Origin of the sequence: Streptomyces sp. SS1-1 (assembly GCF_008973465.1) — a bacterium.
GTDB lineage: Bacteria > Actinomycetota > Actinomycetes > Streptomycetales > Streptomycetaceae > Streptomyces.
Window position 1 is genome coordinate 7,291,593 of record NZ_WBXN01000004.1, and the last position, 26,240, is coordinate 7,317,832.

Consider the following 26,240-nt stretch of genomic DNA (forward strand, 5'->3'; position numbering starts at 1 on the left):
CGTGCGCCCGGCGTGCGCGGCGCCGTGCGCGGATCGGGTGAGGCCGTGCGGGACGTGACGGACGGCGGCCCCGGTCCCGAGGTGGACGTGCCCGACTCCCTGCTGGCCGGCCTGGTCCGGAACACCGGGGCGTCGGTGGGCATGGCGTACGTCCTGGCACCGGGGGACCCGCTGCTGCGGCTGGCGCTGGTCTCCGGTGTGTCCCACCGGATCGCGGCACCGTGGGCCCGGATCCCGATGGACACGGCGATCCCGGTGGTCGACGCCATCCGCGACCGCCGGCTGATCTGGCTGGCGAGCCAGGAGGAGACCGCGCGCCGCTACCCACGGCTCGGCGTCGTCCTGCCCTACGACTTCATGCTCGCCGCCGCCCCGATCACCGACGGCGGCCCCGTCCGGGGTGGCGTGGTGCTGCTGTGGCCCGTGTGGCACCCGCCGCAGCTCAGCGCGGCCGAGCGGGACGCGATCACCACCGGATGCGCCCGCGCGGCCGAGTTCCTGGACCGCGCCGCGGACAGCGGCCACTTCCCCGACATCCCCGACGTACCCCGGGTGGTGGCCGCGCCCCACGACCACGACACCGATCCCCGGCACGCCATGGCGGCCCTCGCGTTCGCCGACCGCCTGCCGCTGGGCTGCTGCGCGCTCGACCTCGACGGGCGGCTCACCTACATCAACGCGGCCGGCACCGAACTGGTCGGGGCCGGGGCCGCCGCGCTCCTGGGCAAGCGCCCCTGGGAGGTGCTGCTCTGGCTGCACGACCCGCTCTTCGAGGACCGCTACCGGGCGGCCGTGGTCACCCGCCGGCCCCTCACGTTCACGGCGACACGCCCGCCCGACACCCGGCTGGTGTTCCGGCTCTACCCGGACGAGACCGGTATCAGCGTCCACATCGCCCCCGCCGACGAGGGGGCCACCGGCCCGCACGCCACGGCGGCGACCCCGCATCAGGCCGAGCCCGTCGGCGCCGCGGCGCTCTACCACCTCACGCATGTCGCCGCCGCCCTCGCCGAGGCCGCCGGCGCGAAGGACGTGGTCGAGCTGGCCGCCGACCAGATCGTGCCCGCCTTCGGCCCCCGGGCGCTGGCCCTGCTGACCTTGCAGGAGGGACGGCTGCGCCTCGCCGGACACCGGGGGTACGACCCTGAGCTGATGTCCCGGTTCGCCGCGGAGTCCCTCACCTCCGACACCCCGGCCGTGCGCGCCGTCAGCACCGGCACCGCCGCCTTCTTCCCGAGCTTCGCCGACCTCCGGCGCGCCTACCCGCCGGCGCGGCACCAGGACGGCATGGCCTCCTGGGCCTTCCTGCCGCTCATCGTCTCGGGCCGTCCCGTCGGCTCCCTCGTCCTCGCCTACGACGCGCCCCGCGCCTTCCCGCCCGCCGAGCGGGCCCTGCTCACCTCACTGGCGGGGCTGATCGCCCAGGCCCTGGACCGCGCCCGGCTCTACGACGCCAAGCACAGCCTCGCCCACACCCTCCAGAACGCCCTGCTGCCCCGCAGCCTCGGAAACGTCCCCGGGCTCGACGCCGCCGCCCGCTACCGGCCCGCGAGCCACGGCATGGACATCGGCGGCGACTTCTACGACCTGATCCGGCGCACCCCGACGAGCGCCATCGCCGCGATCGGCGACGTCCAGGGGCACAACACGACGGCCGCCGCGCTCATGGGCCAGGTCCGCACCGCCGTCCACGCGCACGCCACGTCCGGGGCCTCGCCCGGCGACATCCTCGCCCGCACCAACCGGCTCCTGGCCGACCTGAACCCGGGCCTGTTCGTCAGCTGCCTCATCGTCCACCTCGACCTGGCCCGCCACAGCGCGCGACTGGCCACCGCCGGACATCCGCCGGCCCTGCTGCGCCACCCGGACGGCCGGACCGAGCCCGTCCCCGCCCCCGCCGGACTGCTGCTGGGCATCAGCCCGGACGCCGACTACGCCACGGTGGACGTCCCCCTCCCGCCGGGCGCGCTCCTCGCCCTCTACACCGACGGACTGGTCGAGCGGCCCGGTGTCGACATCGACGACGCCATCGCCGCCGTCACCGACCGGCTGGCCGCCTCCCCGCCCGACGACCTCGACGCCCTGGCCGACGCCCTGCTCGAACACGCCGGACAGGCGGCGTCGAACCCGGACGACATCGCGCTCCTCCTGGTGCGCCCGCACCGCTGACGCCCACTCACAGCCCGTGCGGCGCCCGTGAGTCTCCCCCGAACGAGTGACTCTAGGCTGGTGTGTGGCGGGTACACGGAGGCATGGCCTGCAGACCAGCGCTCACCCCTCTCGACGACAGCCACCCCGTCCCCGAGCCCGTGCGCACCCTGATCAGCGGCATCGTCACGGCCGTACGGGCCGGCGACGACGCCGCCATCCGCGCCCTCCTGGAACGCCTCGCCCCGGTCGCCGACACCACCGCCCTCCTCCTGCTGCGGTACCGGCTGGGGCTCGGCGAGGACGCGGACACGGAGGAAACCGTGGGCGCGCATACGTGAAGCGCCGGGCGGTCACCTCCGCCCGGCGCTTCACGTGCGTCACCGCTCAGCGAGCGGCGAGCAGCTCCAGGGTGTCGATCACGCGGTGGGAGAAGCCCCACTCGTTGTCGTACCAGGCGACCACCTTGACGTGGCGGCCGTCGACGCGGGTCAGAGCCGAGTCGAAGATCGACGAGGCCGGGTTGCCGGTGATGTCGGAGGACACCAGCGGGTCCTCGGAGTACTCCAGGACGCCGGCGAGCGGGCCCTCGGCCGCGGTGCGGTAGGCGGCCAGCACGTCCTCGCGGGTCACGTCCCGGGCGACCGTCGTGTTCAGCTCGACGATCGAGCCCACCGGCACCGGCACCCGGATCGAGTCGCCGGACAGCTTGCCGTCGAGGTCGGGCAGGACCAGGCCGATCGCCTTGGCGGCGCCGGTCGTCGTCGGGACGATGTTGACGCCGGCGGCACGGGCGCGCCGGGCGTCGCGGTGCGGACCGTCCTGGAGGTTCTGCTCCTGGGTGTAGGCGTGCACGGTCGTCATGAAGCCGTGCTCGATCCCGGCGAGCTCGTGCAGCACCTTGGCCAGCGGCGCGAGCGCGTTCGTGGTGCACGAGGCGTTCGAGACGATCGTGTGCAGGTCCGGGTCGTAGGAGTCGGAGTTGACGCCGTAGGCGAGGGTGACGTCCGCGCCGTCCGACGGCGCGCTCACCAGCACCTTGCGGGCCCCGGCGTCCAGGTGCGCGCGGGCGGCCTTCGCCGAGGTGAACCGGCCGGTGGCCTCCAGCACGATGTCCACGCCCAGCTCGGCCCAGGGCAGCTGCGCCGGCTCACGCTCGGCCAGGACCTTGATGCGCCGCCCGTCGACCACGAGGGTGTCCCCGTCGACCGTCACCGGACGCCCGAGCCGGCCGGCCGTGCTGTCGAACGCCAGCAGCCGGGCGAGCGTCGCGGGCTCCGTCAGGTCGTTGACGGCGACGATCTCGAGGGCGCTGTCGCGCTCCAGCAGGGCGCGCAGCACGTTGCGTCCGATGCGGCCGAAACCGTTGATGGCGATGCGAGTCATGAGTGGTGTCCCTTCCTGTTGCCACCTCCAGGCTCGCGCGCGCCGCGCCCGCCGCACAGTGGCGCGACCGCCACGGTTCGCAAGGATCCCGCCAGCGCGGCGGGGCCGGTCACTCGCCCCGGGTGAAGGTGCGCCGGTAGTCGCTCGGTGTCGTGCCGAGGATGCGCTGGAAGTGCAGGCGCAGATTCGCGCCGGTGCCCAGGCCGACGTCGGCCGCGATCTGCTCGACGCTGCGCTGCGACCGTTCCAGCAGCTCACGGGCCAGGTCGATCCGGGCCCGCATCACCCACTGCATCGGCGTGTAGCCGGTCTCCTCCACGAAACGCCGGGAGAACGTGCGCGCCGACACCCCCGCCTGCCGTGCCAGGACGTCGAGGGTCAACGGCTCACCGAGCCGGTGCAGCGCCCACTCCCGGGTCGCGCCGAAGCGCTCGCCCAGCGGCTCCGGCACACTGCGCGGGACGTACTGGGCCTGACCGCCACTGCGGTACGGGGCCGCCACCAGCCGGCGGGCCGCGTGGTTGGAGGCGGCCACCCCGAGGTCGCCGCGCAGGATGTGCAGGCACAGGTCGATGCCGGAGGCGGCACCGGCCGAGGTCAGCACGCTGCCCTCGTCGACGAACAGGACGTTCTCGTCGACCTGGATCTGCGGATGCCGGGCGGCGAGGGCGCGGGTGTAGTGCCAGTGCGTGGTGGCGCGCCGGCCGTCGAGCAGGCCGGTGGCGGCGAGCGTGAAGGCGCCGGTCGAGATGGCGGCGAGCCGCGCGCCCCGGGCGTGCGCCTCGATCAGCGCGTCGACGACCGGCCGCGGCGGGTCGTCGCGGTCCGGATGCCGGTAGCCCGGCACGAAGACGATGTCCGCCCAGGCCAGCGCGTCGAGGCCGTGGGCGACCGCGTACGACAGGCCGTCCCCGCCGGTCACCGGGCCGGGCGTCGCCCCGCACACCCGCACCTCGTACGGCATGCTCGCCCGGGTCGTGAACACCTGCGCGGGGATGCCGACGTCGAGCGGTTTGGCGCCCTCGCTGACGAGGACGGCGACACGGTGCAGACGGGGGAGTGACACGGGGACGAGGATACGGAAGGCCCCGGACCAGGGAGGGTTCCGAGGGGCCCGGACGGCCGTCACCGTGCGTGACCGCTCTCCGGCCCGCTGCTGTGGGCGAAGCCGAGCCGGGTGGTATTCAATGAGGTGTGCGGCCAGAGATCTCGGGATCCCGTCACCCTGGTTCCGGTACGGCCCCGGCGCGGTGCCGTGGCCGGCGAGCGAGCTGAGAGAACCGCATGGACTCCACGCCTCCCCCGTCGTCTGCTTCGCCGTACGACATGGTCAGCGGCGCGCTGGGGGAGTACATCCCGCACGGGGACGACGAGGAGCAGGGCTCCGGCGCGCCGCGCGAGGAGGACACGGCCCGGCTGCGCGACCGGCCCCGGCGCGGCGCGGGCCGCCCGGAGCAGATACTCGGCGCGGTCAACCTGGACCGGGACCTCAGGATCACCGACTCCAACCTGGAGGCCCCCGTCTTCGAGGGGATCGACCCCGTCCCCGGCACCCCCTTCGTCGACTTCCTGCCGCCCTGGGACGTCCCCACGGTGACCCGCAGACTGCGGCAGGTCCTCGACACCGGTGAGCCGCATGTCGCCCGGGTGCAGCGGCTGCGCCGCCGTGACGGCTCGGAACTGGTCGTCTCCATGAGCATCCTGGCCGCCGCCCCGCCCCAGGAAGGCCTGACCGTCTCCCTGATCGCCATGGCGAGGCGGCTGCACCTGTACGCCGCCGAGACCGCGATCGGCACCTCGCTGGACATCGGCGAGACCGCCCAGTCACTGGCCGAGTCCCTGCTGGCCTGGGGTGACGTGGCCGCCATCGACCTCGACTTCGCCGTATGGACCGGCGAGGTGGTCACCGGCCGCCCGCAGGGACGCATCCGGCTGCGCCGCGCCGCCCTCGTACCGGACCGGGCGTGGCCCGACGGCTATGTCACCCCCGGCGACGACCTTCCCGGCGACGCGAGCCGCCTGCTGTCCCACGCGATCCGGCGCGACGACCCCGCGCAGGCCGTCGTCCTGCCCGACCGGGCCACCATCGAGCGGGTGCTCGGCAGCCCGCGGCTCGCCCGCACCCTCGTCCCCGGCGACCAGGCGGCCTGTGTGGCGTGCGTGCCCCTGGTGCTCGACGGCGAGCCACCCGTCGTCCTGGGCGTGGCGGAGGTCTGGCGGCGCGCGGACCGGCCCTTCGAGGACAGCGAGCTGTTCGACCTGCAGGAACTGGTGGCCCGCACCGCCCACCACGTCGACCTGGCCCGCCAGCACCAGCGCGAGCACACCCAGGTCCTCGCCCTGCAACGCCGCCTGCTGCCCCGGTCCGCGGGCGACACCATCGAGACCGCCAGCGTCTACCAGCCCGCCACCCCGGACAGCGCCGGCGTCGGCGGCGACTGGGTCAACAGCTTCCCGCTGCCCGACGGCCGCACCGCGATGGTCGTCGGGGACGTCGTCGGGCACGGCCTGGGAGCGGCGGCCACCATGGGCCAGCTCAGCATGGAGGCCCGCGCGCTGCTGTCCGCGGGACTCGCGCCCGGCGAGGTGCTGGAGCACCTGGACGACACGGTGTCCCTCCTCGACGACGCGGAGTCCGGGCTCGCCGCCGGCTACAGCGCCCTCGGCTCGACCTGCTGCATCGCCGTGTACGACCCGGTCAGCCACCGGGTGGAGCTGGCCTCCGCCGGTCATCTGCCCCCGGTCCTGGTGCCCCCGGACGGGACCGCGGGACCGGTCGCGGTGCGCCCGCACCCCGGGCTGGGCGCCGAGTTCGCGCTGCGCGAGCCGTTCGAGGTGTACACGTTCGCCGCGCCCCCCGGTTCGATGCTCGCGCTGTACACCGACGGCCTGGTCGAGGACCCCGCCATGTCGATCGACGAGGGCATCGGCCGGCTGTCCGACGCGGTGTCCGCCGTGCACCCCTGGGACGGGCTGGAGCAGGCGGCGCGGCGGGTCGTCGCCTCACTGGCGCCCGCGCACCGGCGCGACGACGTCACCCTGCTGCTCGCCCGCATGATCGGCTACCGCAAGGAGGACACGGCGACCTGGCGGATGCCCGCGCGGGGCGACGCGCCGGCCCGGGCACGGGCGCTGGTCACCGGGCTGCTGGAGCGGTGGGGGACCCGGGAGGACACGAGGGACAGCGTGCTGCTGGTGGTCGGCGAGCTGGTCGCCAACGCGGTCCGCTTCGGCCGCGGCCCCCTTACCGTACGGCTGATCAGGACGGGCCACGGGCAGCTGCTGTGCGAGGTGGGGGACACCGGCAACGGCAGGCCCCGGCTGACCCGCAAGGACCTCCTCGCGGACTCGGGCCGCGGACTGCACGTCGTGCACGGGCTCACCACCCGGTGGGGCGTGCGCTGGACCGACGACGGCAAGGTGGTCTGGGCTTCAGTCGGGCGATGACCGGGGGACCGCGATGACCAGCGGACCCTACAGCCACTCGCCTTCCAGGGCGGTCGCCGTGAGACCGGGTGCCGCCGCGTACAGGACGGCTCGGCCGCCCGCCGGCTGCCCGGCGTCGTGCGCCCGGCGCAGGATGTCGAACACGGCGGCGCCGCCGCGGTTGCCGCTCCGGTAGCTGTCCCGGCTGTACTCCAGCAGCCCCGACGGCCACGCCTCGGGCATCGTCTGCTCCATGTACTCCAGCACCCGGGTCCCGCCGGGGTGCGCGAGCAGCACGTCGGGGTGCCAGGCCTCGGGGTGCTCGCCGTACCGCTCCTGGAGCCACTGCCACATGGCGGTGACCGTCTCCTGCACGGCACGCGGGCCGCGCCGGTCCATCACGAAGTGGGTGCCGTCGGCCCGGGTGTCCAGACGGTGCAGGTCCTGGGTGCCGGGCAGGGTGTGGTTCCAGGAGGAGTCCAGCCGCAGGACCGACTCGGGGCGCGGGCGGCCGGTGACGACGGCGGCGACGGCGGTGTCCGCGAACAGCAGCCGGACGATCAGCGACTCCAGGGTGTCGTCGGCGGGCTGGTAGGTGGTGCTCAGCGCCTCCGAGATCACGACGAGGACCACCCGGTCGGGGTCGGCGGCCACGAGGTCGGCGGCCAGCGCGAGCGAGCGCGTCCCGGCGATGCAGGCCCACTGGGTGGCGGGCAGGAGCAGCACGTCCTGGCGCAGCGGGAGCCGGTTGGCGAGGGAGACGTCGAGACCGGGCAGAGCCGGGGTGGTGGAGTTGCTGGTGATCACGCAGTCGACGTCCGAGACGTCGAGCCCGGCGCTCTGCAGGGCGCCGCGCGCCGCGCGCTCGCCGTACGCCTGCACGGCCTCCCAGGCGGGCGCGGTCCGCTCCTGGACGGTCTGCGGCGCGGGTATGGCCTCGAGGGCGGCGATCACCCGGTCCACGTCCTGCTCGGTGAACCCGTCGCGGGCCAGTGCGGCACGGGCCGCGCCGGCGCCGGCGGCCGGGAGACCGTTCCCGTGGCCGGGGGCGACGGCGGACCGGAGCGGCAGCATCCAGCCGCGGGCCTCGATCCCCGTACTGGCGGCGATGCTCTCGGCGCGCGGGGCCCACGTCGCGTCGGGGTGCCGGTCGTGGACCTCGGCCACGATCTCGCTGGTCTTCACGGTGTGCTCGCCGTGGATCACGGCCGGGGGGCACAGGAACGCGGGCATGGTGGGACCTCTCGTGGGAAGCGGGGGCGTACGTCGCTACGGCGGGCGCGGGGCGTGCGTCACCGGCGCTGTGGCGTGCGTCACTTAGGTAGGCGTATCCAAATCGACGCCGATAAGGCCCAGTTAGGGCCTCCGTGTCCTGGTCGAGCTTGGGCCTATTCGGGCATTTCCGCTGTGATGTGGGCAACTTGGAAGGTGGGGGATGTCTGTGACGCCGCGCACAGGAACGGCGAACTGAGAGAGCGTCAGGCAGGCGGCTCCCGGCCCCGGACATGGACGTGCCCCGAACCCTTGGGGGCCGGGGCACGTCGGGGTGCGATCGAAGTCGGCCGCGCCCTGGAAGGCGGGGCAGGACCGGTCCTGCCGGTGATCATCGGGAACGGCGTCACCTGGACGCGGTCGCGGTACTGCTTCCGTAGACCGTCGCCCGGGGCGGTACTCGTCGCCCGCCGTTGCGCAACGTCACCGTGTGCCCCAGGTTTCCCTGCATAAACAAGGAAACCTGGGTGTGTGGATTGAGGATCGCAGGGCAATCGGTGGTCAGGAGGTTGATAACTATGGTTCCCCTGCTTCTTGTTCTGCTTCTGGCCCTCATCCTGTTCGGTGCGGGCTTCGCCCTCAAGGCCCTGTGGTGGATCGCGATCGTCGTGCTGGTCGTGTGGCTGCTCGGCTTCGTGATGCGCTCCACCACATCAGGTGGTGGTCGCGGACGCTGGTACCGATGGTGAGTCGGCGCACCCTTTAGCGCACCTGGCGCGTCACCACGCAGCGAAGGGCCCGGCTTCGGCCGGGCCCTTCGCTGCGTGTGCGTGCGTGCGTCCGTCCGCCTCAGACCTGCTCGTGCGTGAGGACCGCGTGGAAGCGACGGGTGTGGTCCACCCGGCGGGCCGGTCCGGTCAGGGCGACCGTCGCCGTGAGCCGGGTGTCCGCGCTGGACGCGGCCAGCCGGAGCTCCAGCTCGCCGGGCTCCACCACGCGGTGCCCGTCGCGCCCCGTGAAGGAGGCGACGTCGGCCGGCACGGTGACGTGGACGCGGCGCGCCTCGCCCGGCTCCAGCGGCACCCGGGTGTAGCCGACGAGGCGCTGGACGGGCTGGACGACGGACGCCACCGGGTCGTGCAGATAGACCTGGACCACCTCGGTCCCGGCCCGGTCACCGGTGTTGCGGACCGTCAGGTCGAGTGTGAACTCGCCGTCCGTGGACGCCTGTCCGGTGCCGACCGCGAGATCGTCCCAGGCGAACGTCGTGTACGACAGGCCGTGGCCGAAGCCGAACGCCGGGGTCGGGTCGATGTTCGAGACCTCGCTGGCCTGGGCGAGCCGCGCGCCGAGGTAGCTGGACGGCTGCGCCCCCGCACCGCGCGGCACGCTCACCGGCAGCCGCCCGGACGGGTTCGTACGGCCGCTGATGACCCCCGCGATCGCACGGGTGCCCTCCTCGCCGGGGAAGAACGACTGCACGATCGCCGCGCTCTCGGTGACGGCACGGCCGAGGGCGTAGGGCCGTCCGGCGAGCAGGACGGTGACGACCGGCGTACCGGAGTCCAGGAGCGCGTCGAGCAGCTGCTGCTGGGCGCCGGGCAGCGCCAGCGACTCGGCGTCGCAGCCCTCGCCGCTCGTGCCCCGCCCGAACAGACCGGCCCGGTCGCCGAGGACGGCGACGACCACGTCGGCGTCACGGGCCGCGTCGGCCGCCGCGCCGATGCCGGAGAGGTCCCCGTCGTCGACGCCGGTGCCGCGGACCGCGACGATCTCCGCGTCGGGGAACTCGGCCGTCAACGTCTCGCCCAGCGTGGGCAGTTCCAGCCCGACGGGGAACTCGGGGTGCTGCACGCCGACGTGCAGCGGGAACGAGTAGCAGCCGAGGACCGCGGTGGCCTCGGCCGCGTTGGGGCCGACGACGGCGATACGGCGAGGACGCGTGAGCGGCAGGGTGCCGTCGTTGCTGAGCAGCACCACCGCCTGCTCGGCGATCCGCCGGGCCAGTTCCCGGTTGGCGGCGCGGTCCAGGTCGATCCGGCCGCGCAGCGCCTCGGCGTCGCTCAGGTCGGCGCCGTCGAGCGCGGGCGGTACCGGGCTCCAGTCGGGGTCGAGCAGACCGAGCTGGGCCTTCTGGGTGAGGACGCGCCGCAGGGCGCGGTCGACGACCTCCTCCGGTACGCGGCCCTCGGTGACGGCCTCGACGAGGGGCGCCCCGAACGTCTTGACCGTGGGCAGCTCGATGTCGACACCGGCGGTCAGCGCGGTGCCGGCGGCGTCGCCGAAGTCCCCGGCGATCCCGTGCAGCGTCTTCAGGAAGGCGATGCCGAAGTAGTCCGCGACGACGGTGCCGCCGAAGTCCCAGGTGTCCCGCAGCAGTCCGGTGAGCAGCGCCTCGTCCGCCGCGGAGGGCACGCCGTCGGTGTCGGTGTAGGCGTGCATCACCGATCGGGCGCCGCCCTCGCGGATCGCCATCTCGAACGGCGGCAGCAGCACGTCGGCGCGCTCACGCGGGCCCACGGAGGCGGGCGCGAGGTTGCGTCCGGCGCGGGAGGCCGAGTAGCCGACGAAGTGCTTGAGGGTGGCGACGATGCCGGCCGACTCCAGACCGCTCACATAGGCGGTGCCGATCGTGCCGACGAGGTACGGGTCCTCGCCGATGGTCTCCTCGACGCGGCCCCAGCGGGCGTCGCGCACCACGTCCAGGACGGGCGCGAGACCCTGGTGGACGCCGACCGAGCGCATGTCCCGGCCGATGGCCTCGGCCATCGAGCGGATCAGCGCCGGGTCGAAGGTGGCGCCCCAGGACAGCGGGACGGGGTAGGCGGTGGCGCCCCAGGCCGCGAAGCCGGCGAGGCACTCCTCGTGGGCGAGCGCGGGGATGCCGAAACGGTTCGCGGAGACGATCCGGGCCTGGGTGCGCATCAGCGACAGAGCGCCGAGGGCGGGGTCGACCGGCACCGTGCCGAACGGGCGGGTGAGCTGGCCCAGTCCGGCGGGGAGCAGGGCGTCCAGATCGACTGCCTCCTCCATGTCGTGCTGGTGCGGGGCCACTTCGCCGCCCTGGTCGGAGGCGCCGACCCAGACGCCGTACAGCTGGGCGATCTTCTCCTGCAGGGTCATGGCGCCGATCAGCGCGTCGACGCGGGCGGCGACGGGCTGGGCGGGGTCGTTCCAGAGGGGGGTCTCGGGGGTGGTCTCTACGGCCACGTCGGTCTTCACTTTCCTCCGACACCCATCAGGCCCCGGACGAGGGCGCGACGGGCGAACAGGTAGACGAGCAGGATGGGCACCATGGACAGCACCACGGCTCCCAGCAGACCCGGGATGTCGATGCCGTGTTCGGTCTGGAAGTTGTAGAGGCCCAGCGTGACGACCTTGGTGGAGTCGGACTGGGTCAGGACGAGCGGGAACAGGAAGCCGTTCCACGCCTGGAGCGCCGAGAACACGACGATGGTCGACAGCCCGCCCCGGGACAGCGGCATCACCAGCTGGAAGAACATGCGCGTCGGGCTCGCGCCGTCCATGGCCATCGCCTCGTACAGCTCCGGGGAGATGTCCCGCATCGCGCCGCTGAGGATCAGCGCCGACATGGGCAGGCAGAACGCCGCCGTGGGCAGGATGACGCCCAGCAGGTTGTCGTACAGCCCGGCCTCGCTGATGAGGTAGAACATCGGCACGATGACGGCCTGCGCCGGGATGGCGAGCCCGAGCAGGAACAGCCGGAAGATCGCCGACGTGGTCCGGCCCCGGCTGCGGACGATCGCGTACGCGAGCGGCGGCACCAGCAGCAGCACGATGCCGATCACACAGGCGGTGACGACGAGCGTGTTGAAGAAGTACTGGCCGAAGCCCGAGTCGAAGGCTCCCGTGTAGTTGTCCAGCGTGAAGCTGTCGGGTATCGAGACCGGGCCGTTCTCGGCGTAGTCCTGCCGGGTGCGCAGCGTCGCGGCGAGCATCACGTACAGGGGCAGACCGACGACGAACAGCCAGACGAGCGAGCCGGCGCCGGCCAGGTAGTTGGGGCGGCGCCTCATGACACACCCTCCATGGTGCTGCGCATCTTGTCGTAGCCGGACACCCGGACGACGATCAGCGAGATGATCGTGGCCGCGACCACCAAGGCCAGGGCGATGGCGGCGCCGATGCCGAAGTCGAAGCTCTGGAACGCCTTGTCGTACATGTAGTAGGCGCTGATGGTGGTGTCGGTGCCGGGGCCGCCCTGGGTGAGGATCAGGACCGTCTCGAACGTGGTCAGTCCGCCGACGACCATCAGGATCATCGAGGTGATCATCGAGTTGCGCAGCTGCGGCAGCGTGATGTGGAAGAACTGCCGGTAGCGGCCGGCCCCGTCGATCTCCGCGGCCTGGTACAGCACCTCGGGGACGGCCCGGGCGGCGCCCTGGTAGATCAGGGTGTGGAACGGGGTGAACTGCCAGGTGGCGACGAACGCCAGGACCCCGATGGCGGTGGCCTGCTTGCCGAACAGGTTGCCGTCGCCGAACAGCCAGGTGGCCTCGGCCGGGATGCCGAAGTTCGGGTCGAGCAGCGCCCGCCAGAGCACCGAGACGGCGGTGGCGGACAGCAGCAGCGGGATGAAGTAGATGACCGACAGCACCGCGCGGTTGCGCTGGTTGCCGGCCGCCCAGACTCCGAGGACGACGCTCAGCGGGGTCTGGATGACGACGCCGAGCACGGTCAGGAGCAGGGTCAGCCAGATGCTGTCGAGCATCACCGGGTCGTCCATCAGCCGCGACCAGTTGTCCATGCCGACGAACTCGGGGGAGCTGATGCCGTCCCAGGTCATGAAGGACAGGACCGCCACCATGACGAGCGGGGCGATCGCGAAGAGGGCGAAGAACACTGCGGCGGGCAGCGCCCAGGCGAAGCTCGGGCGGCCCACCTTCGTGGCGTTCGAGGCGGGCGGCCGCCGCCGGGCCCCCTTGCGGGGGCCGGCGGCGGGCCGGGCGCTCGTGATCTGTGTGGTCATGAGCCGTTCGTCAGTCGGTCGGGAGGGCCTGCATGGCCTTGATGAAGCCGTCCGTGTCGAGCTGTCCGTTGAAGAACTGCTGGATGGCCTTGTGCATGTCCGAGCTGGCCTTCTGCGGGTACGCCTGGTCCCACGACAGCTGGAACGACGGGGCGTCGGCGACCAGGTCGTACTGGAAGCGGGAGTACTTCGGGTCGGCGGCCTGGTCGAGGAAGTCCTTGGTGTTCGTGGTCGTCGGCAGGTTGCCGATGTCCAGCTGCGCCTTGACGAAGTCGTCGGAGTACATGAGCTTCAGGAACTCGGCGACGGCCTCGGGGTGCTTGGTCTTCTTCATGACCGAGTAGTAGTTGTTGGTGTTGCCGGCCACGTTCTTCGCGTCGCCCTTGCCGCCGGAGAGGGTCGGGAAGGCGGTGTAGCCGAGGCTCTTCTGCGCGAAGTCCGGGTGGTCGGTGAGCTGCTGGGAGTAGTACCAGGAGCCCATCAGCTCGAAGCCGGCCTTGCCGGAGGCGACGAGCTGGACGGAGCCGGCGTTGGTGTACTTGACCGAGTCGTAGTTCTTGCCGAAGGCCCCGGCGTCGACCAGTTCCCTGATCATGTTCAGCGCCTTCTTGCTGTCCGGGCTCTCCCAGGCGCTCTTGTCGCCGCCGATGGCCTTCGCGAACAGCTCCGGGCCGGCCACGCGGTCGTAGAGGTACTGGAACCACATCTGGGTCGGCCAGATGTCGCCGCCGCCGAGCGCGATCGGGGTGACGCCCTTCGCCTTCAGCGCGCTGACGGCCTCGAGGAGCTCGTCCCAGGTCTTCGGCGGCTTCACGCCCGCCTCGTCGAGGACCTTCTTGTTGTGGAAGAGCAGGACGGGCTGGGTGCCGCGCATCGGGATGCCGTACGGCTTGCCGTCCACGACCGCGTTGTTGAACACGGACGGCAGGAACTTGTTCTCCAGATCCGGGTTCTTCTTGATCATGTCGTCGAGCGGCAGCAGGAGGCCCGCCTTGACGAACGGCTTGATGCTGCCGCCGCCCCAGTTGAAGAAGACGTCCGGTGCCTGCGGGGTGTTGATGATCGTCTGCAGCTTCTTCTGGTAGTCCGCACCCGGGATGGTGTCCAGGACGACCTTGACGTCGGAAGTCTTGTTGAACTTCTCGACGAGCTGCTTCTCGACCTTGTTGGTGGCGTCCCCGTAGACCAGGACATGGATCTTGCCGTCGGACCCCGAGCCCCCGTCGCCGTCCCCACAGGCCGAGAGCGTCAGCGCGAGGGTGAGCGTCGCACCGCAGGCGACCAGTCTGGGCAAGCGCGCACGTGTCTTCATCGTTCGCCTTTCGAAAGTTTCGGCCTCATCGCCGAAAGTCCATGCGCTGGGACAGTAGGTCAGAGCCCCCATCGGGTCAACGGTCCGATCACGACTCGACCGAACCGTTACCGATCGGCTGTGGCCTATCCTGCGTTCATGCACGAAGACGAAGAGGTGGGCGGCCGGGTCACGTTGGCGGCGGTAGCGAAAGAAGCCGGTGTCTCCATGCCGACAGTTTCGAAGGTGCTCAACGGGCGCACGGACGTCTCCCGCACGACCCGCGCCAAGGTGGAGCACCTTCTGGAGGTCCACGGCTACCGCCGGCGGGCCCAGGCGGGCTCTCGCTCCCCGCTCATCGAGCTCGTCTTCCACGAACTGGAGAGCGTCTGGGCGATGGAGCTGATCAGGGGGGTGGAGAACGTCGCACGGGACAACCGGGCGACCGTGGCGCTCACCGAGAGCGGCACCCGGCACACCCCCGGCCCCGACTGGCTGCCCGGCGTGCTGCAGCGCAGGCCCATGGGCGTGGTTTTGGTCTTCTCGACCCTGAGCGAGGACGTCAAACGGCGGCTCAGGGCGGCGGCCATCCCCATCGTCATCGTGGATCCCGCGGGCGACCCGGACCCGGACGTGCCCTCCGTCGGCTCCGCGAACTGGTCGGGCGGCCTCGCCGCCACCCGGCACCTCACGGACCTCGGGCACGAGCGCATCGCGATCATCACCGGGCCCGAGGACATGCTGTGCTCACTGGCCCGGCTGGACGGCTACCGCTCGGCGATGTCCATGGCCGGCCTGCGCTGCGACCCGCGGCTCACGCGCTTCGGCGACTTCCATGTACAGGGCGGCTACGAGCACGCCATGGACCTGCTGGACGGACCCGACCGCCCCACGGCCATCTTCGCGGGCAGCGACCTCCAGGCGCTCGGCGTCCTGGAGGCGGCCCGGGTCAAGGGACTGCGCGTCCCCGAGGACCTGTCGGTGGTCGGCTACGACGACGTCCCGCTCGCCCAGTGGTCGAGCCCACCGCTCACCACGGTCCACCAGCCGCTGCGGGCCATGGCCGAGGAGGCCGCCCGCATGCTGCTCCGCCCGGACGCCCCCGGTGCCGCGGCACAGCGCATCGAACTGGCCACGAACCTGGTGGTGCGTCAGAGCACGGCGCCCCCACGGGAGGGCTGACGCAGGGCGCACGAAAGGCCGGGCGGGCCGTACAAAGGCACGACCCACCCGGAACAGGCCCACCCCCCGTCCCCTCCTAGGGGGTGTCTCGCCGGTCAGGCCGGGCTCACGGCGTCCGGCACCGCGCCTCGCGGCGTTGTCGTCGGTCGCCGATGCGCCGCATCGACTCCCTCCTCCGCCTTGCGATGCACGGCACCAGACGCCGCTCGCTGATCCGGCCTGACCGACGAGACACCCCCGGCGCGGGGGCGGACCCACCGGGCGGTGCGGGGAGGCACCGCCCCGGATTCCCGTCAGGCGCCGGGCAGTACGCCTGTCCGGGCCACCTCGGCGTACCAGCGCGCGCTGGCCTTCGGGATCCGCTTGCCGGTCGGGTAGTCCACGTACACCGCGCCGAAACGCTTGCTGTAGCCGTGCGCCCACTCGAAGTTGTCCAGCAGGGACCACAGGAAGTAGCCCCGGACGTCGGAGCCGTCGGCGATGGCCCGGTGGACGGCGGCCAGGTGCTCGCGGACGTACGCGATCCGCGCCGGGTCGTTGACCCGGCCCTCCGGGTCGGCGTAGTCGTCGAACGCCGCGCCGTTCTCGGTGATGACCAGCGGCAGACGCGGGAAGTCGTCCGACAGCCGGCGCAGCAGGTCGTACAGCCCGGTGGCGTCCACGGCCCAGCCCATGGCGGTGGTGGGGCCGGGCGGCTGGTGGAAGGAGACCTTGTCGGCGGCCGGCCACGGGCTGTGCGGGCTGTTGCCGTGCCCGTCCGAGTTGTGGGTGCCGCTGCCGTCGGTCTCCGAGACCAGCGTGGGCGTGTAGTAGTTGACGCCGAGGAAGTCCAGCGGCTGGTGGATCCGCTCCAGGTCCCCGTCGGCCACGAACGACCAGTCCGTCAGGCTCGCCGTGTCCTTGAACAGGTCCTCCGGATAGGTGCCCTGCAGCATCGGGCCGGTGAAGACCCGGTTGGCCAGGGCGTCGATCCGGCGGGCCGCGTCGACGTCGGCCTCCCGCGTGGTCAGCGGACGGACGTGGTGGATGTTGAGCGTGACCGAGCACTGCGTACCGGCCGGCGTCCGGTCGCGCACCGCCTGGACGGCGAGGCCGTGGGCCAGGTTGAGGTGGTGCGCGGCGCGCAGCGCGGCCACCGGGTCGGTGCGGCCAGGAGCGTGCACCCCGGAGCCGTACCCCAGGAAGGCGCTGCACCACGGCTCGTTGAGGGTGGTCCAGGTCTTCACCCGGTCACCGAGGGCGTCGGCGGCGATCGCCGCGTACTCGGCGAACCGCTCCGCGGTGGCCCGCTCCGGCCAGCCGCCCGCGTCCTCCAGCTCCTGCGGCAGATCCCAGTGGTAGAGCGTGGCGACGGGCTGGATGCCCTTCTCCAGCAGCTCGTCCACCAGACGCCGGTAGAAGTCCAGGCCCTTCTGCACGGCGGGGCCGCGCCCGGTGGGCTGGATACGGGGCCAGGCCAGCGAGAACCGGTAGGCGCCCAGGCCGAGTTCGGCCATGAGCGCGACGTCCTCGCGCCAGCGGTGGTAGTGGTCGGTGGCGATGTCACCGGTGTCGCCGTTGCGGACCCGTCCCGGCGTCCTGGCGTAGGTGTCCCAGATCGACGGCGTGCGCCCGTCCTCGGCGGCCGCCCCCTCGATCTGGTACGAGGCGGTCGCGGAGCCCCAGAGGAAGTTCTTGGGGAAGGTGCGGGTGCCGTCGATGGCGGACCCGCTCTGCTGTGCGGCGGTGACCACGGAAGTCCTTTCAGAAGTGGGGCCGTTCGCGAGGGGCGAAGGGCCGTCACGGATGAGCGGGGCCCGGCGGTGTGCGGCCGGGCCGGTGTGCGGGGGTCAGCCCTTGACGGCGCCGGCCATGATGCCGCTGACGATCTGCCGTCCGAAGACGATGAACATCGCCAGCAGCGGGAGCGTGCCGAGCAGCGCGCCCGCCATGATCAGCGACTGGTCGCGGACGTAGCCGGCGCTGAGCTGGGTGAGCGCGACCGGGACCGTCGGGTTGGTCATGTCGAGCACCACGAACGGCCAGAAGAAGTCGTTCCACGCGTGCACGAACGTGATCATGAACAGGACGGCCATGGCGGGCCGCGCCACCGGGAGCACGATGCTCCAGAAGATGCGCAACGAGTGCGCCCCGTCGACGCGTCCGGCCTCGACCAGCTCGTCCGGCAGCGCCTCCGACAGATACTGGCGCATGAAGAACACGCCGACCGCGCTGACCAGCGTCGGGAAGATGACGGCGGGCAGCTGCTGGGACCAGCCCAGCTCGGACATCAGCATGAACAGCGGGACGACACCGAGCTGCGGCGGCACCATCATCGTGCCGATCACCAGCATCAGCAGGACGTTGCGGCCCTTGAACCGCAGCTTGGCGAAGGCGAATCCGGCCAGCGTCGCGAACATCACCGTGGACAGGGCGATCACCCCGGCCACGATCAGGCTGTTGATCATGGCCTTGCCCATGGCCGCCTCGTCCCACGCGCGGGCGAGGTTGCTGAACAGGTTGGGGCCGGGCAGGAACGGCGGCGGGGTCTGGCTGACCCGCGTGTTGTCCGTCGACGCCGCCACCATCGTCCAGTACAGCGGGAAGATGGACAGGATCGCCATGACGGCGAGCAGGACGTAGGCGAGCGGTCCCGCGTGGTGCTGGCGGCCTGCGCGGATGCGCAGCAGGCGCCGGCGGCCGCCGCGGCCGGTCGTCGGTTCGGGGGTCCGGTCCGGGGCGTCCGTCCGGACCGGGAGGCTTTGAGTGGTCATGTCGGCTCCAGGTCAGGACGATCGGGCCCGCAGGCGCTTGATCAGGCGCTGCACGGCGAAGGCGAGGACGAGCAGCAGGAACATCGCCCAGGCGACGGTCGCCGAGCGGCCCATCTGGTAGTTCTTCCAGCCCTCCTCGTACAGCAGCAGACCCAGCGTCTGGTACTGGTTGTCCGCGCCGCCGGTGACACCGTTGGGGCCCTGGCCGAAGATCAGCGGCTCACCGAAGAGCTGGGTGGCGCCGATCGTCGACAGCACGATGGTGAACACGATGGTGGAGCGGATGCCGGGCACGGTGACGTTCGTGAACTGCTTCCAGCGGGAGGCACCGTCGATCGAGGCGGCCTCGTAGCGCTCGGCGGGGATGGCCTGCATCGCGGCCAGGTAGAGCAGTGCGTTGTACCCGGTCCAGCGCCAGATGACGATGGTGGAGATCGCGAACTGCGACGGCCACTTCTCGGCCTCCCAGTCCAGCGGGTCGATCCCGATCGAGCCGAGCGCCCAGTTGATCATGCCGAAGTCACGCTCGTAGATCATCGTGAAGACGAGCGCGGCCGCGGCGACCGACGTGGCGTACGGAACGAGGGACGCGACCCGGAAGAACAGCGAGGCGCGCATCCGGTAGTTGAGCAGGTGCGCCAGACCGAGCGCCATCAGCAGCTGCGGCACGGTCGAGATGACACCGATCGTGATGGTGTTCATCAGCGCGTTCCAGAACCGCTCGTCCTGCCACAGCGCGGTGTAGTTGTCGAGGCCCACCCACTCCCGCACGTCGAGCGTGGCCAGCTCCACATGGTGCAGGGAGATCCACGAGGTGTAGATGAGCGGGTAGAAGCTGAACGCGGCGAAGACCACGAAGAACGGTGCGACGAACGCGTACGGCGCGCCCTTGACGTCCAGCCGGTGCAGCAGCGAGGCGCGCCGCTTGCCGGAGGTGCCGTCGCCCGCGGTGCCGGGCGGGGCCGGCGGCTCCTCGCCGGCCAGGGCCTTGGTGGTGGAGGTGGCCACCGGACTTCCTTCCTGAGAGGGGGTGGGTCAGCCGGGCCCGGGCCCGCGGCGAACGCGCGGACCCGGGAGGCTGCGGGGGCATCGGGTCAGCCGACGGCCTTCTCGATGCGCTCCGTGGTGGTGTCCCACGCCTCGTCACGCTTGGTGCCCTGCTCGATCAGGGCCAGGCCCTGCGAGAAGGTGTCCTTGATCGTGCCGTCCTTGCGGCCGAGGACCTGCTTGTCCGGGATCTCCTGCGCGGCGGCGCCGAAGATCTCACCGATCGGCGCGTTGTTGAAGTACTCCGACTTGGCGTTCTTCACGTCGGGGTTCTCCAGGGCCGTCTTGGAGGACGGGATGTTGCCTATCTCCTTGAAGATGTGGGCCTGCTGCTCGGGCGCGGTCAGCCACGCCACCAGCTTCTTGGCCTCCTCCTTCACCGGGCTCTGCTCGATCACACCGAGGAAGGAACCGCCCCAGTTGGCGCCCTTCGGGGCCCGGGCGACGTCCCACTTGCCCTTGTTGGCGTCACCGGCCTTCTCGCTGATGTGGCTGAGCATCCACGCGGGGCACACGGCCGTCGCGAACGTGCCGTTGGCCAGACCGGGGTCCCAACCGGGCTGGAACTGGCGGAGCTTGGCCGTCAGCCCGCCCTCGGCGGCGTCGGCGGACAGCTTCCAGGCGTCCTTGACGACCGGGTTCGTCTCGTAGATCAGGTCGCCCTTCTCGTTGTAGTACTGCTCCGGGTGGCCGTAGACCATCGCGTTGAACAGACCGCTGGAGGAGTCCATGTAGGCGACCTTGCCGCCCTTGAAGTCCTTCTTGAAGGTGCGCCCGACCTCGACGTACTTGCTCCAGTCGCCCTCCCAGAGCTTGCCGACCGCCTCGCGGTCGGTGGGCAGGCCGGCCTTCTCGAAGTAGTCCTTGCGGTAACAGACGGCCATCGGGCCGATGTCGGTGCCCAGACCCAGCACCTTGCCGTCCTTGGTGCTGATCTGGGACTCCTTCCACGGCAGGAAGTGGTCGGTGCCCGAGACGTCGGAGAAGTCCGCGAACTTGTCGGCCTGGGTCTCGGTGATCTCCTTGGCCCGGCCGATCTCGATGCCCTGGATGTCCTTCAGGCCCTTGCCACCGGCGAGCCTGGTCTGCAGCGCGGTGTAGTAGGTCTGCTCGTCACCGGCGATCTCGGCCTTGATCGTGACGTTCGGGTTCTCCTTCTCGTACTGCTCGAGCAGGCCGGTCTCCTTCAGGCCCATGACGCCGAACAGGCCCATGGTGATGGTGACCTTGCCGTCCTTCTTGCCGCCGCCCGTGACCGAGTCGTCGCCACTGCTGCATCCAGCGACGAGGGCCAGCGCGCTGACGGCCGCAGCTGCTGCCGCCAGCCTCTTTCCGCGCAACGATCCGAGACTGCTCATGGTTCTCCTCCCAACGGCCTGCGCAGACGTGTCGGACGGACACGAAAACGATGACCGCAGCGGCTCCGGCGAGTGGTGGGAACGTGCCCAATCTCGGGTGGGCACGTTCCCAGCGATGGATGGCAGACTCGCCGCAGCGAGCGAATCTGTCAATGACTTGAACGCAACGAACGAGGTTTGCGCGAGATTTGCGTTCATATTTCGTGCGGGACCGGCCACCTCGCCGACCGGGCGGTCTGCCAGAATTGGCGCTGGTCACCTACGCGACAGGAGGGTGCCGCGGATGCAGGGAGGGGAGCGCATGGCTGGGAACCGCCGTCCGACGATCAAGACGGTCGCCGCCCGCGCCGGTGTGGGCCGGACGACGGTGTCCCGCGTCGTGAACGGCTCGGAACTGGTCAGCGCGGAGGCGCGCTCCCGGGTCCTCGCGGCGATCAAGGAACTCAACTACGTGCCGAACTCCGTCGCCCGGGGTCTGGTGACCAGCCGGACCGACGCGGTGGCGCTCGTCATCCCCGAGTCCGCGAGCCGGCTCGGCTCCGAGCCCTTCTTCGCCGCCCTGATCAGGGGCGTCAGCCAGGCCCTCGCCGACAGCCGCACCCAGCTACAGCTGATGCTCGTCCGAGACCAGGCGGAACGGGAGCAGCTGACCGAGTCGGTGGCGACCCGCCGCGTCGACGGCGTCCTGCTGGTGTCCGTGCACTCCGACGACCCGCTGCCCGCCATGCTCGAGGAGATGGGCCTGCCCACGGTCCTCGCCGGCCGCCGCGACGCCGACGAGGCCCTGAGCTATGTGCACGCCGACAACACCGGGGGCGCGATCCAGGCGGTCCGCCACCTCCTCGGCAGTGGCCGGAAACGGGTGGCCACGATCGCCGGTCCACTGGACATGGACGTCGGCCGCAGCCGCCTGGAGGGCTGGCGGACGGCACACGAGGAGGCCGGGGTGCCCGCACGTCAGGACCTGGTCGAGGTGGGCGACTTCAGCTGGGAGAGCGGTTCCCGGGCGATGCGTTCGCTTCTTGAACGGGCCCCCGATCTGGACGCCGTCTTCGCCGCCTCCGACCTCATGGCGATCGGCGCCCTGGAGGAACTGCGCCGCCAGAAGCGGAGGGTGCCGGACGACGTGGCGGTCGTCGGCTTCGAGGACTCCCCGCACGCCCGCTGGACCAACCCGCCGCTGACCACGGTCCGCCAGCCCGTCGAGGAACTGGGCAGCGCGATGGTCCGCATCCTCTCCGAGATCACCGAACCGGGCGCCGCGCGGCAGCAGTTGATGCTTCCGACGGAACTGGTCGTGCGGGAGTCCTCCGGGGGGTCGTCGGAAGAGGAACCGGACGGCGACGAGGGGCGGTGACGGCTTGGCGCCGGCTCCCGCGGCCTGGGGCGTGTCCGCACAGTGTCAGGCCGGCGTCAGGAGGGATGGCGGGCTCAGGGCTGCCCGACTGGAGTCGTCGGTCTTGTCGTACCCGGTAGCGATCGCGCGCCAGTGCCGCCGGGCCACTCGAGCGATTCCGGGGCCAGGCGCAGCTTTTGCCGGCACGAGGCGATGCGGCTCAGTGCCCATGCCCTGACGGCGTCCCTGTCTCGCCCCATGGCCACCAGGTCTCGCGCGGTCCGCTGTGCGTCCTCCATCCAAGGGGCGATGGGCTCCTCGTCGAGAACTGCGGCGAACCGCTGCCGCGCGAGTGAGACATCGCCGACGAGCGCCGCCGCGACCCCGGCGTTCCATGGTTCCCAGAACCACCCGCGTCTGACCGGCCGAGCAGCCAAGTGGCTCGCCACCGACGCGAGGTCGGGGAACTGTGCTCGGAGCGTCCGGACGTAGGCGTGCGCACGGAGCGCGAGCGCTTCCGCCACCGGCGAGAACTGCTCCTCACTGCGATAGTCCTCGCTTCCGCTGAGGCGCTCGCCGACGTTGAACGCGAAGTGATCGAAGTCCTGCCACAACCACATGGCTCCGACCTGCAAGCCGCTGCCCTGGCTCCACCTGGGCGAAGGGAACTCGACAAGCCCCAGCCACCAACCGTGATCGTCCAGCCAAAGGCGGGACCGGCCGCGCTGACGGAGGCCGAGGGGGCGTAGTCGGGTCCTGGCGGCCTCAGCCACCAGCCGCGACGCAGAAGAAGCGGGAGCCATGACGGCATTCTCCTCCAGCACCGTCTCGGCCCACGGGCGCCTGATCCCCCACGTGTGACGACAGCACCTAGGCCGTGTTTTAGAAGTGGGCTTCGCCCCTTGCCCTGTGCCGTGATGATCGCGGTGTGGGGCGAGGGGATCTTTCTGACGGGCAGTGGGCCGTGCTGGAGCCGCTGTTGCCGGTCGCGGTGCTGGGGCGGCCATCGTTGGGTCGGCGGAGGCTGATCGACGGGATCCGTTGGCGGGTGCGGACCGGTGCTCCGTGGCGGGATCTGCCGTCGAGGTACGGGCCGTGGCAGACCGTCTACGGGCTCTTTCGCCGCTGGCAACGTGACGGCACCTGGCCCGAACTGCTGACCCGGCTGCAGGCCCGGGCGGATGCGGACGGGCTGATCACGTGGGAGGTCAACGTGGACTCCACGATCTGCCGAGCCCATCAACACGCCGCAGGCGCCCGCCGTGACGGACAGGCCCAGAAGGAACCGCCGGGCGGAATCCGCACCGAGCCCGACGACCACGGCCTGGGCCGGTCACGGGGAGGCTTCACCACCAAGATCCATCTGGCCTGCGAGCAAGGCCAACGGCCGCTGTCGTTGCTGGTCACCGCAGGTCAGCGTGGTGACAGTCCTCAGTTCGCCGCCGTCCTGGAAGGCATCCGGGTGCCCCGCACCGGACCGGGCCGTCCTCGTGTCCGGCCGCTGCGGGTACGGGGCGACAAGGCGTACTCCTCCCGCGCCAACCGGGCCTACCTTCGAAAGCGCGGAATCCGCTGCACGATCCCGGAGCCCGCCGACCAGGCCGCCAACCGCAGACGGCGCGGCAAAGCCGGCGGGCGGCCTCCAGCGTTCGACCGCGAGGACTACAAGGCCCGGCACGCGGTCGAGTGCGGAATCAACCGGCTCAAGCGCAACCGCGCGGTCGCCACCAGGTTCGACAAACTCGCCGTCCGCTTCGAAGCCACCGTTCTGATCGCCGCCATCGGCGAATGGTTATGACCGGCCTGAACTGTCGGTGCCACGTGCCATGCTGACCGCGACCAGGTGCTCAGGGTGAGGGAGAGGCAACGATGGGGGCTCAGTACTACGGCGCCGACAGCGAGAACGGTGACCGCATCGACGACCCCTCTGAAGACGCGCTGTTCATGATGATCAGCGACCTCAACGACTCCGACAACACGTTCGTGGTCGTCCAGCCGGACGAGGACGATCCTGTCTGGTTCGCCTCCGTGGCCGTCGTCGGTGAAGGCGGTTACGAGATCGTCCGCCGTGACACCTCCCGCAACGAGCACGAGGTCACCACGGCCACGAGTGTCAACGGCATCGCCCGCGACCTCACCATCTGGATGGCCGCCCGCGACTTCCCCGGACGGCCCACCAAGCAGGTCAGCGAGTTCTAAAACACGCCCTAGGCGCCCCGCGTCCGCGAACGCCGCTCGGCGCGGCGGCGGAGGGTCAGGGGGAGGATGTACCAGCAGAGGGCGAACCACAGCATGACGCCGGTCGCGAGGATCTCCGCCAGGACGCCCGGTACGACGAAGCGGAGGATCAGCAGGAGCGTGCAGCCGATGGTGAGCGCCAGCAGGACGATGCCGCACATCATCAGCCGCCCCGCCGCCTCCACCACCTCGTCCTTCATGCGCTGACCGGACAGGAAGCGGTGGATCGACACGGGCGCTATGAGCGACCCGGTGGCCGACGCGCCGAGCACCACCGTGGTGACGTAGATGCCCCGGTCCAGCGTCCCCAGCTCCCGGAACAGCGGGGTGAACGCCACGCTGAGCAGGAAGCCGAAGAGGATCTGCACCCCGGTCTGGGCGACGCGCGTCTCCTGAAGGACCTCGTTCCAGCGCCGGTTGACCCGCTCACGCGCCGTCTCCGCCACCTCGGCGTCCGGCGTCGCGCGTGAACTGTCGTGCCGGCAGCCGCAGGAGGCGTCGGTGGCGTCGTGCTCGGCGGACTGCTCTGTCAACGTCATGCGCTTCCTCCCCGGGTCGGAGAGACCGTTTGCCCCGTTCGCGCCCCCTCATGCTCCGGCACAGGGTTGTCGTCATGGCCGACGCCGACCGCGGGCTCCCCGGAACCCGACGTGAGGTGCCCCCCGGCCCGCTAGCCTCGGCTCTCACCGAGCCGGTACGACCAGGAGGCCCGCATGGCCGAACAGCCCCTCAGAGCGCACTTCGTGGCCGACCCGATCAAACTTCCCGACGGCCGGCGGATCCGGGTCAGCGCCTATCCCGACGGCAGCATCCGATTCAGCGTCGACGGACTGCCGTACGTCCTCACCGAGGCGTATCTCAGCGGGAACCCGGAGACCGACAAGGCGATCGTGAAGCTCTCGCCCGGCCGGCAGGGCAGCGCGGCGGCGTACAACTACGTCGAGGAACTCGCCAAGCGGAACCACGCCTAGACGCAGGAAGCCTGCCTCAGACCACCTGGACGTCCAGCTGCTCGGCCACGGACGTCAGCGTCGGTCCCAGGGACAGGGCCACGCGCGCGACCGCGTGACGGTCGCCCCGGGTCGGGTCCCGGTTGATGATCAGGACCGGCTTGCCCGCCTCGGCTGCCTGCCGTACGAACCGCAGCCCGGACATCACCGTCAGCGAGGAGCCCAGGACCAGAAGCGACGCCGCCTCGTCGACCAGGGTGCGGCAGCGCTCGACCCGCGCCGGCGGCACGTTCTCGCCGAAGAACACGACGTCCGGCTTGAGGATGCCGCCGCAGCGAATGCAGGGCAGGACCTGGAAGTCCTGGACCTGCTCGTCGGTGAGGTCGGCGTCACCGTCCGGGTTGATCGTGGCGGCCACCGGGTCGAAGCCCGCGTTGGCCTCCTCGAGCCGGCGGGCGAGTTCGGCGCGCGGGCTGTACGTCCCGCAGGACAGGCAGACCACCCGCTGGAGGCCGCCGTGCAGCTCCACGACGTCCGGGCTGCCCGCGGCCTGGTGCAGACCGTCGACGTTCTGGGTGATCACGCCCCTCAGCAGGCCGTGCCGCCCGAACGCGGCCACCGCCCGGTGACCGGCGTTGGGCTGGGCCCGCCCGAAGGTGCGCCAGCCGAGGTGGCTGCGGGCCCAGTACCGTCGCCGCGCCGGGGCGCTGGACGTGAACTCCTGGTACGTCATCGGGGTGTGCCGGCTGAGGCTGCCGCCCTCGCCCCGGTAGTCGGGGATGCCCGACTCGGTGGAGATGCCCGCGCCGCTGAGCACCAGCACCCCGCCCGTGTCCAGGGCGTCGACGACCGGACCGAGGTCCGTGGTACCGGCCGGCCAGTCCTCGGCCGGCGTCCAGACGAGAGTGGGGCGCATCCGCATG

General features: G+C 71.4%; 23 protein-coding genes. 9 read left to right on the forward strand and 14 right to left on the reverse strand.

The features are described from left to right. Window positions 1–45 precede the first annotated feature (45 nt). Window positions 46–2,169, forward strand: coding sequence for a SpoIIE family protein phosphatase (locus F8R89_RS34700; RefSeq protein ID WP_225994580.1), 2,124 nt, complete (start codon window positions 46–48; stop codon window positions 2,167–2,169). A gap of 83 nt (window positions 2,170–2,252) precedes the next feature. Then, window positions 2,253–2,489 (forward strand): hypothetical protein, encoded by a 237-nt coding sequence (locus F8R89_RS34705; protein WP_151787732.1) that lies wholly within the window; start codon window positions 2,253–2,255, stop codon window positions 2,487–2,489. Between the two features lie 46 nt (window positions 2,490–2,535). Here the strand turns inward: F8R89_RS34705 and gap are convergent, their stop codons facing one another. Together gap and F8R89_RS34715 are read right to left on the reverse strand one after the other, a co-directional pair. Continuing rightward, the gene (gene gap, locus F8R89_RS34710) at window positions 2,536–3,534 is read right to left on the reverse strand and encodes a type I glyceraldehyde-3-phosphate dehydrogenase (RefSeq protein ID WP_151787733.1); all 999 of its coding nucleotides are present in this window, start codon (window positions 3,532–3,534) and stop codon (window positions 2,536–2,538) included. A gap of 109 nt (window positions 3,535–3,643) precedes the next feature. Further along, window positions 3,644–4,600, reverse strand: a complete 957-nt coding sequence (locus F8R89_RS34715) for a GlxA family transcriptional regulator (RefSeq protein WP_151787734.1) — start codon at window positions 4,598–4,600, stop codon at window positions 3,644–3,646. A gap of 218 nt (window positions 4,601–4,818) precedes the next feature. Between F8R89_RS34715 and F8R89_RS34720 the strand changes: the two genes are divergently transcribed. Continuing rightward, entirely contained in the window at window positions 4,819–6,981 is a 2,163-nt protein-coding gene (locus F8R89_RS34720) for a SpoIIE family protein phosphatase (protein ID WP_151787735.1), read from the forward strand. Between the two features lie 27 nt (window positions 6,982–7,008). On the opposite strand, the gene F8R89_RS34725 is transcribed toward F8R89_RS34720, so the two are convergent. Next, complete coding sequence (locus F8R89_RS34725) at window positions 7,009–8,193, reverse strand: type III polyketide synthase (protein ID WP_151787736.1); 1,185 nt, start codon at window positions 8,191–8,193, stop codon at window positions 7,009–7,011. Window positions 8,194–8,750: 557 nt separating this feature from the next. Between F8R89_RS34725 and F8R89_RS34730 the strand changes: the two genes are divergently transcribed. Next, window positions 8,751–8,921, forward strand: coding sequence for a hydrophobic protein (locus F8R89_RS34730; RefSeq protein WP_151787737.1), 171 nt, complete (start codon window positions 8,751–8,753; stop codon window positions 8,919–8,921). A gap of 100 nt (window positions 8,922–9,021) precedes the next feature. Here the strand turns inward: F8R89_RS34730 and F8R89_RS34735 are convergent, their stop codons facing one another. The 4 genes from F8R89_RS34735 to F8R89_RS34750 are packed head-to-tail and all read right to left on the reverse strand — an operon-like array spanning window position 9,022 to window position 14,474. Then, a complete protein-coding gene (locus F8R89_RS34735) occupies window positions 9,022–11,394 on the reverse strand; it encodes a beta-glucosidase family protein (RefSeq protein WP_151787738.1) in 2,373 nt (790 codons plus the stop codon). Continuing rightward, window positions 11,391–12,209, reverse strand: coding sequence for a carbohydrate ABC transporter permease (locus F8R89_RS34740; protein ID WP_151787739.1), 819 nt, complete (start codon window positions 12,207–12,209; stop codon window positions 11,391–11,393). The genes F8R89_RS34735 and F8R89_RS34740 overlap by 4 nt, the downstream gene beginning before the upstream one ends. After that, window positions 12,206–13,162, reverse strand: a complete 957-nt coding sequence (locus F8R89_RS34745; RefSeq protein ID WP_151787740.1) for a carbohydrate ABC transporter permease — start codon at window positions 13,160–13,162, stop codon at window positions 12,206–12,208. The genes F8R89_RS34740 and F8R89_RS34745 overlap by 4 nt, the downstream gene beginning before the upstream one ends. Window positions 13,163–13,172: 10 nt before the next feature. Then, window positions 13,173–14,474, reverse strand: coding sequence for an ABC transporter substrate-binding protein (locus F8R89_RS34750; RefSeq protein ID WP_151787741.1), 1,302 nt, complete (start codon window positions 14,472–14,474; stop codon window positions 13,173–13,175). 138 nt (window positions 14,475–14,612) lie between these two features. Here F8R89_RS34750 and F8R89_RS34755 point away from each other — a divergent pair, with 138 nt between their 5' ends. Beyond that, window positions 14,613–15,635, forward strand: a complete 1,023-nt coding sequence (locus F8R89_RS34755; RefSeq protein WP_151787742.1) for a LacI family DNA-binding transcriptional regulator — start codon at window positions 14,613–14,615, stop codon at window positions 15,633–15,635. Between the two features lie 293 nt (window positions 15,636–15,928). Here F8R89_RS34755 and F8R89_RS34760 read toward each other — a convergent pair whose 3' ends face one another. The 4 genes from F8R89_RS34760 to F8R89_RS34775 all read right to left on the reverse strand — a co-directional run bounded on the left by F8R89_RS34760 (window position 15,929) and on the right by F8R89_RS34775 (window position 20,793). Further along, window positions 15,929–17,368 carry a GH1 family beta-glucosidase gene (locus F8R89_RS34760; protein WP_151787743.1) on the reverse strand — a complete coding sequence of 480 codons (1,440 nt, stop codon included), beginning with the start codon at window positions 17,366–17,368 and terminating at the stop codon, window positions 15,929–15,931. Window positions 17,369–17,464: 96 nt separating this feature from the next. Next, on the reverse strand, window positions 17,465–18,388 hold the full coding sequence (locus F8R89_RS34765; RefSeq protein WP_151787744.1) for a carbohydrate ABC transporter permease: 924 nt from the start codon (window positions 18,386–18,388) through the stop codon (window positions 17,465–17,467). 12 nt (window positions 18,389–18,400) lie between these two features. Further along, complete coding sequence (locus F8R89_RS34770) at window positions 18,401–19,396, reverse strand: carbohydrate ABC transporter permease (protein WP_151787745.1); 996 nt, start codon at window positions 19,394–19,396, stop codon at window positions 18,401–18,403. An 86-nt stretch (window positions 19,397–19,482) separates the two neighbouring features. Continuing rightward, entirely contained in the window at window positions 19,483–20,793 is a 1,311-nt protein-coding gene (locus tag F8R89_RS34775; RefSeq protein WP_151787746.1) for an ABC transporter substrate-binding protein, read from the reverse strand. A gap of 301 nt (window positions 20,794–21,094) precedes the next feature. Here F8R89_RS34775 and F8R89_RS34780 point away from each other — a divergent pair, with 301 nt between their 5' ends. Further along, the gene (locus F8R89_RS34780; protein WP_151787747.1) at window positions 21,095–22,150 is read left to right on the forward strand and encodes a LacI family DNA-binding transcriptional regulator; all 1,056 of its coding nucleotides are present in this window, start codon (window positions 21,095–21,097) and stop codon (window positions 22,148–22,150) included. 74 nt (window positions 22,151–22,224) lie between these two features. Here the strand turns inward: F8R89_RS34780 and F8R89_RS34785 are convergent, their stop codons facing one another. After that, window positions 22,225–22,932: a hypothetical protein gene (locus F8R89_RS34785; protein ID WP_151787748.1), complete on the reverse strand. Its 708-nt coding sequence runs from the start codon at window positions 22,930–22,932 to the stop codon at window positions 22,225–22,227. Window positions 22,933–23,057: 125 nt separating this feature from the next. Between F8R89_RS34785 and F8R89_RS34790 the strand changes: the two genes are divergently transcribed. Both F8R89_RS34790 and F8R89_RS34795 read left to right on the forward strand, forming a co-directional pair. Beyond that, the gene (locus F8R89_RS34790; protein ID WP_151782049.1) at window positions 23,058–23,927 is read left to right on the forward strand and encodes an IS5 family transposase; all 870 of its coding nucleotides are present in this window, start codon (window positions 23,058–23,060) and stop codon (window positions 23,925–23,927) included. 71 nt (window positions 23,928–23,998) lie between these two features. Beyond that, on the forward strand, window positions 23,999–24,328 hold the full coding sequence (locus F8R89_RS34795; protein ID WP_151782048.1) for a hypothetical protein: 330 nt from the start codon (window positions 23,999–24,001) through the stop codon (window positions 24,326–24,328). A gap of 8 nt (window positions 24,329–24,336) precedes the next feature. On the opposite strand, the gene F8R89_RS34800 is transcribed toward F8R89_RS34795, so the two are convergent. Then, window positions 24,337–24,906, reverse strand: a complete 570-nt coding sequence (locus tag F8R89_RS34800; RefSeq protein WP_151787749.1) for a DUF6328 family protein — start codon at window positions 24,904–24,906, stop codon at window positions 24,337–24,339. A gap of 174 nt (window positions 24,907–25,080) precedes the next feature. Here F8R89_RS34800 and F8R89_RS34805 point away from each other — a divergent pair, with 174 nt between their 5' ends. Next, window positions 25,081–25,338, forward strand: a complete 258-nt coding sequence (locus F8R89_RS34805; RefSeq protein WP_151787750.1) for a hypothetical protein — start codon at window positions 25,081–25,083, stop codon at window positions 25,336–25,338. 16 nt (window positions 25,339–25,354) lie between these two features. Here the strand turns inward: F8R89_RS34805 and F8R89_RS34810 are convergent, their stop codons facing one another. Next, entirely contained in the window at window positions 25,355–26,239 is an 885-nt protein-coding gene (locus tag F8R89_RS34810) for an NAD-dependent protein deacetylase (RefSeq protein WP_151787751.1), read from the reverse strand. Between the last annotated feature and the right edge of the window lies 1 nt (window position 26,240).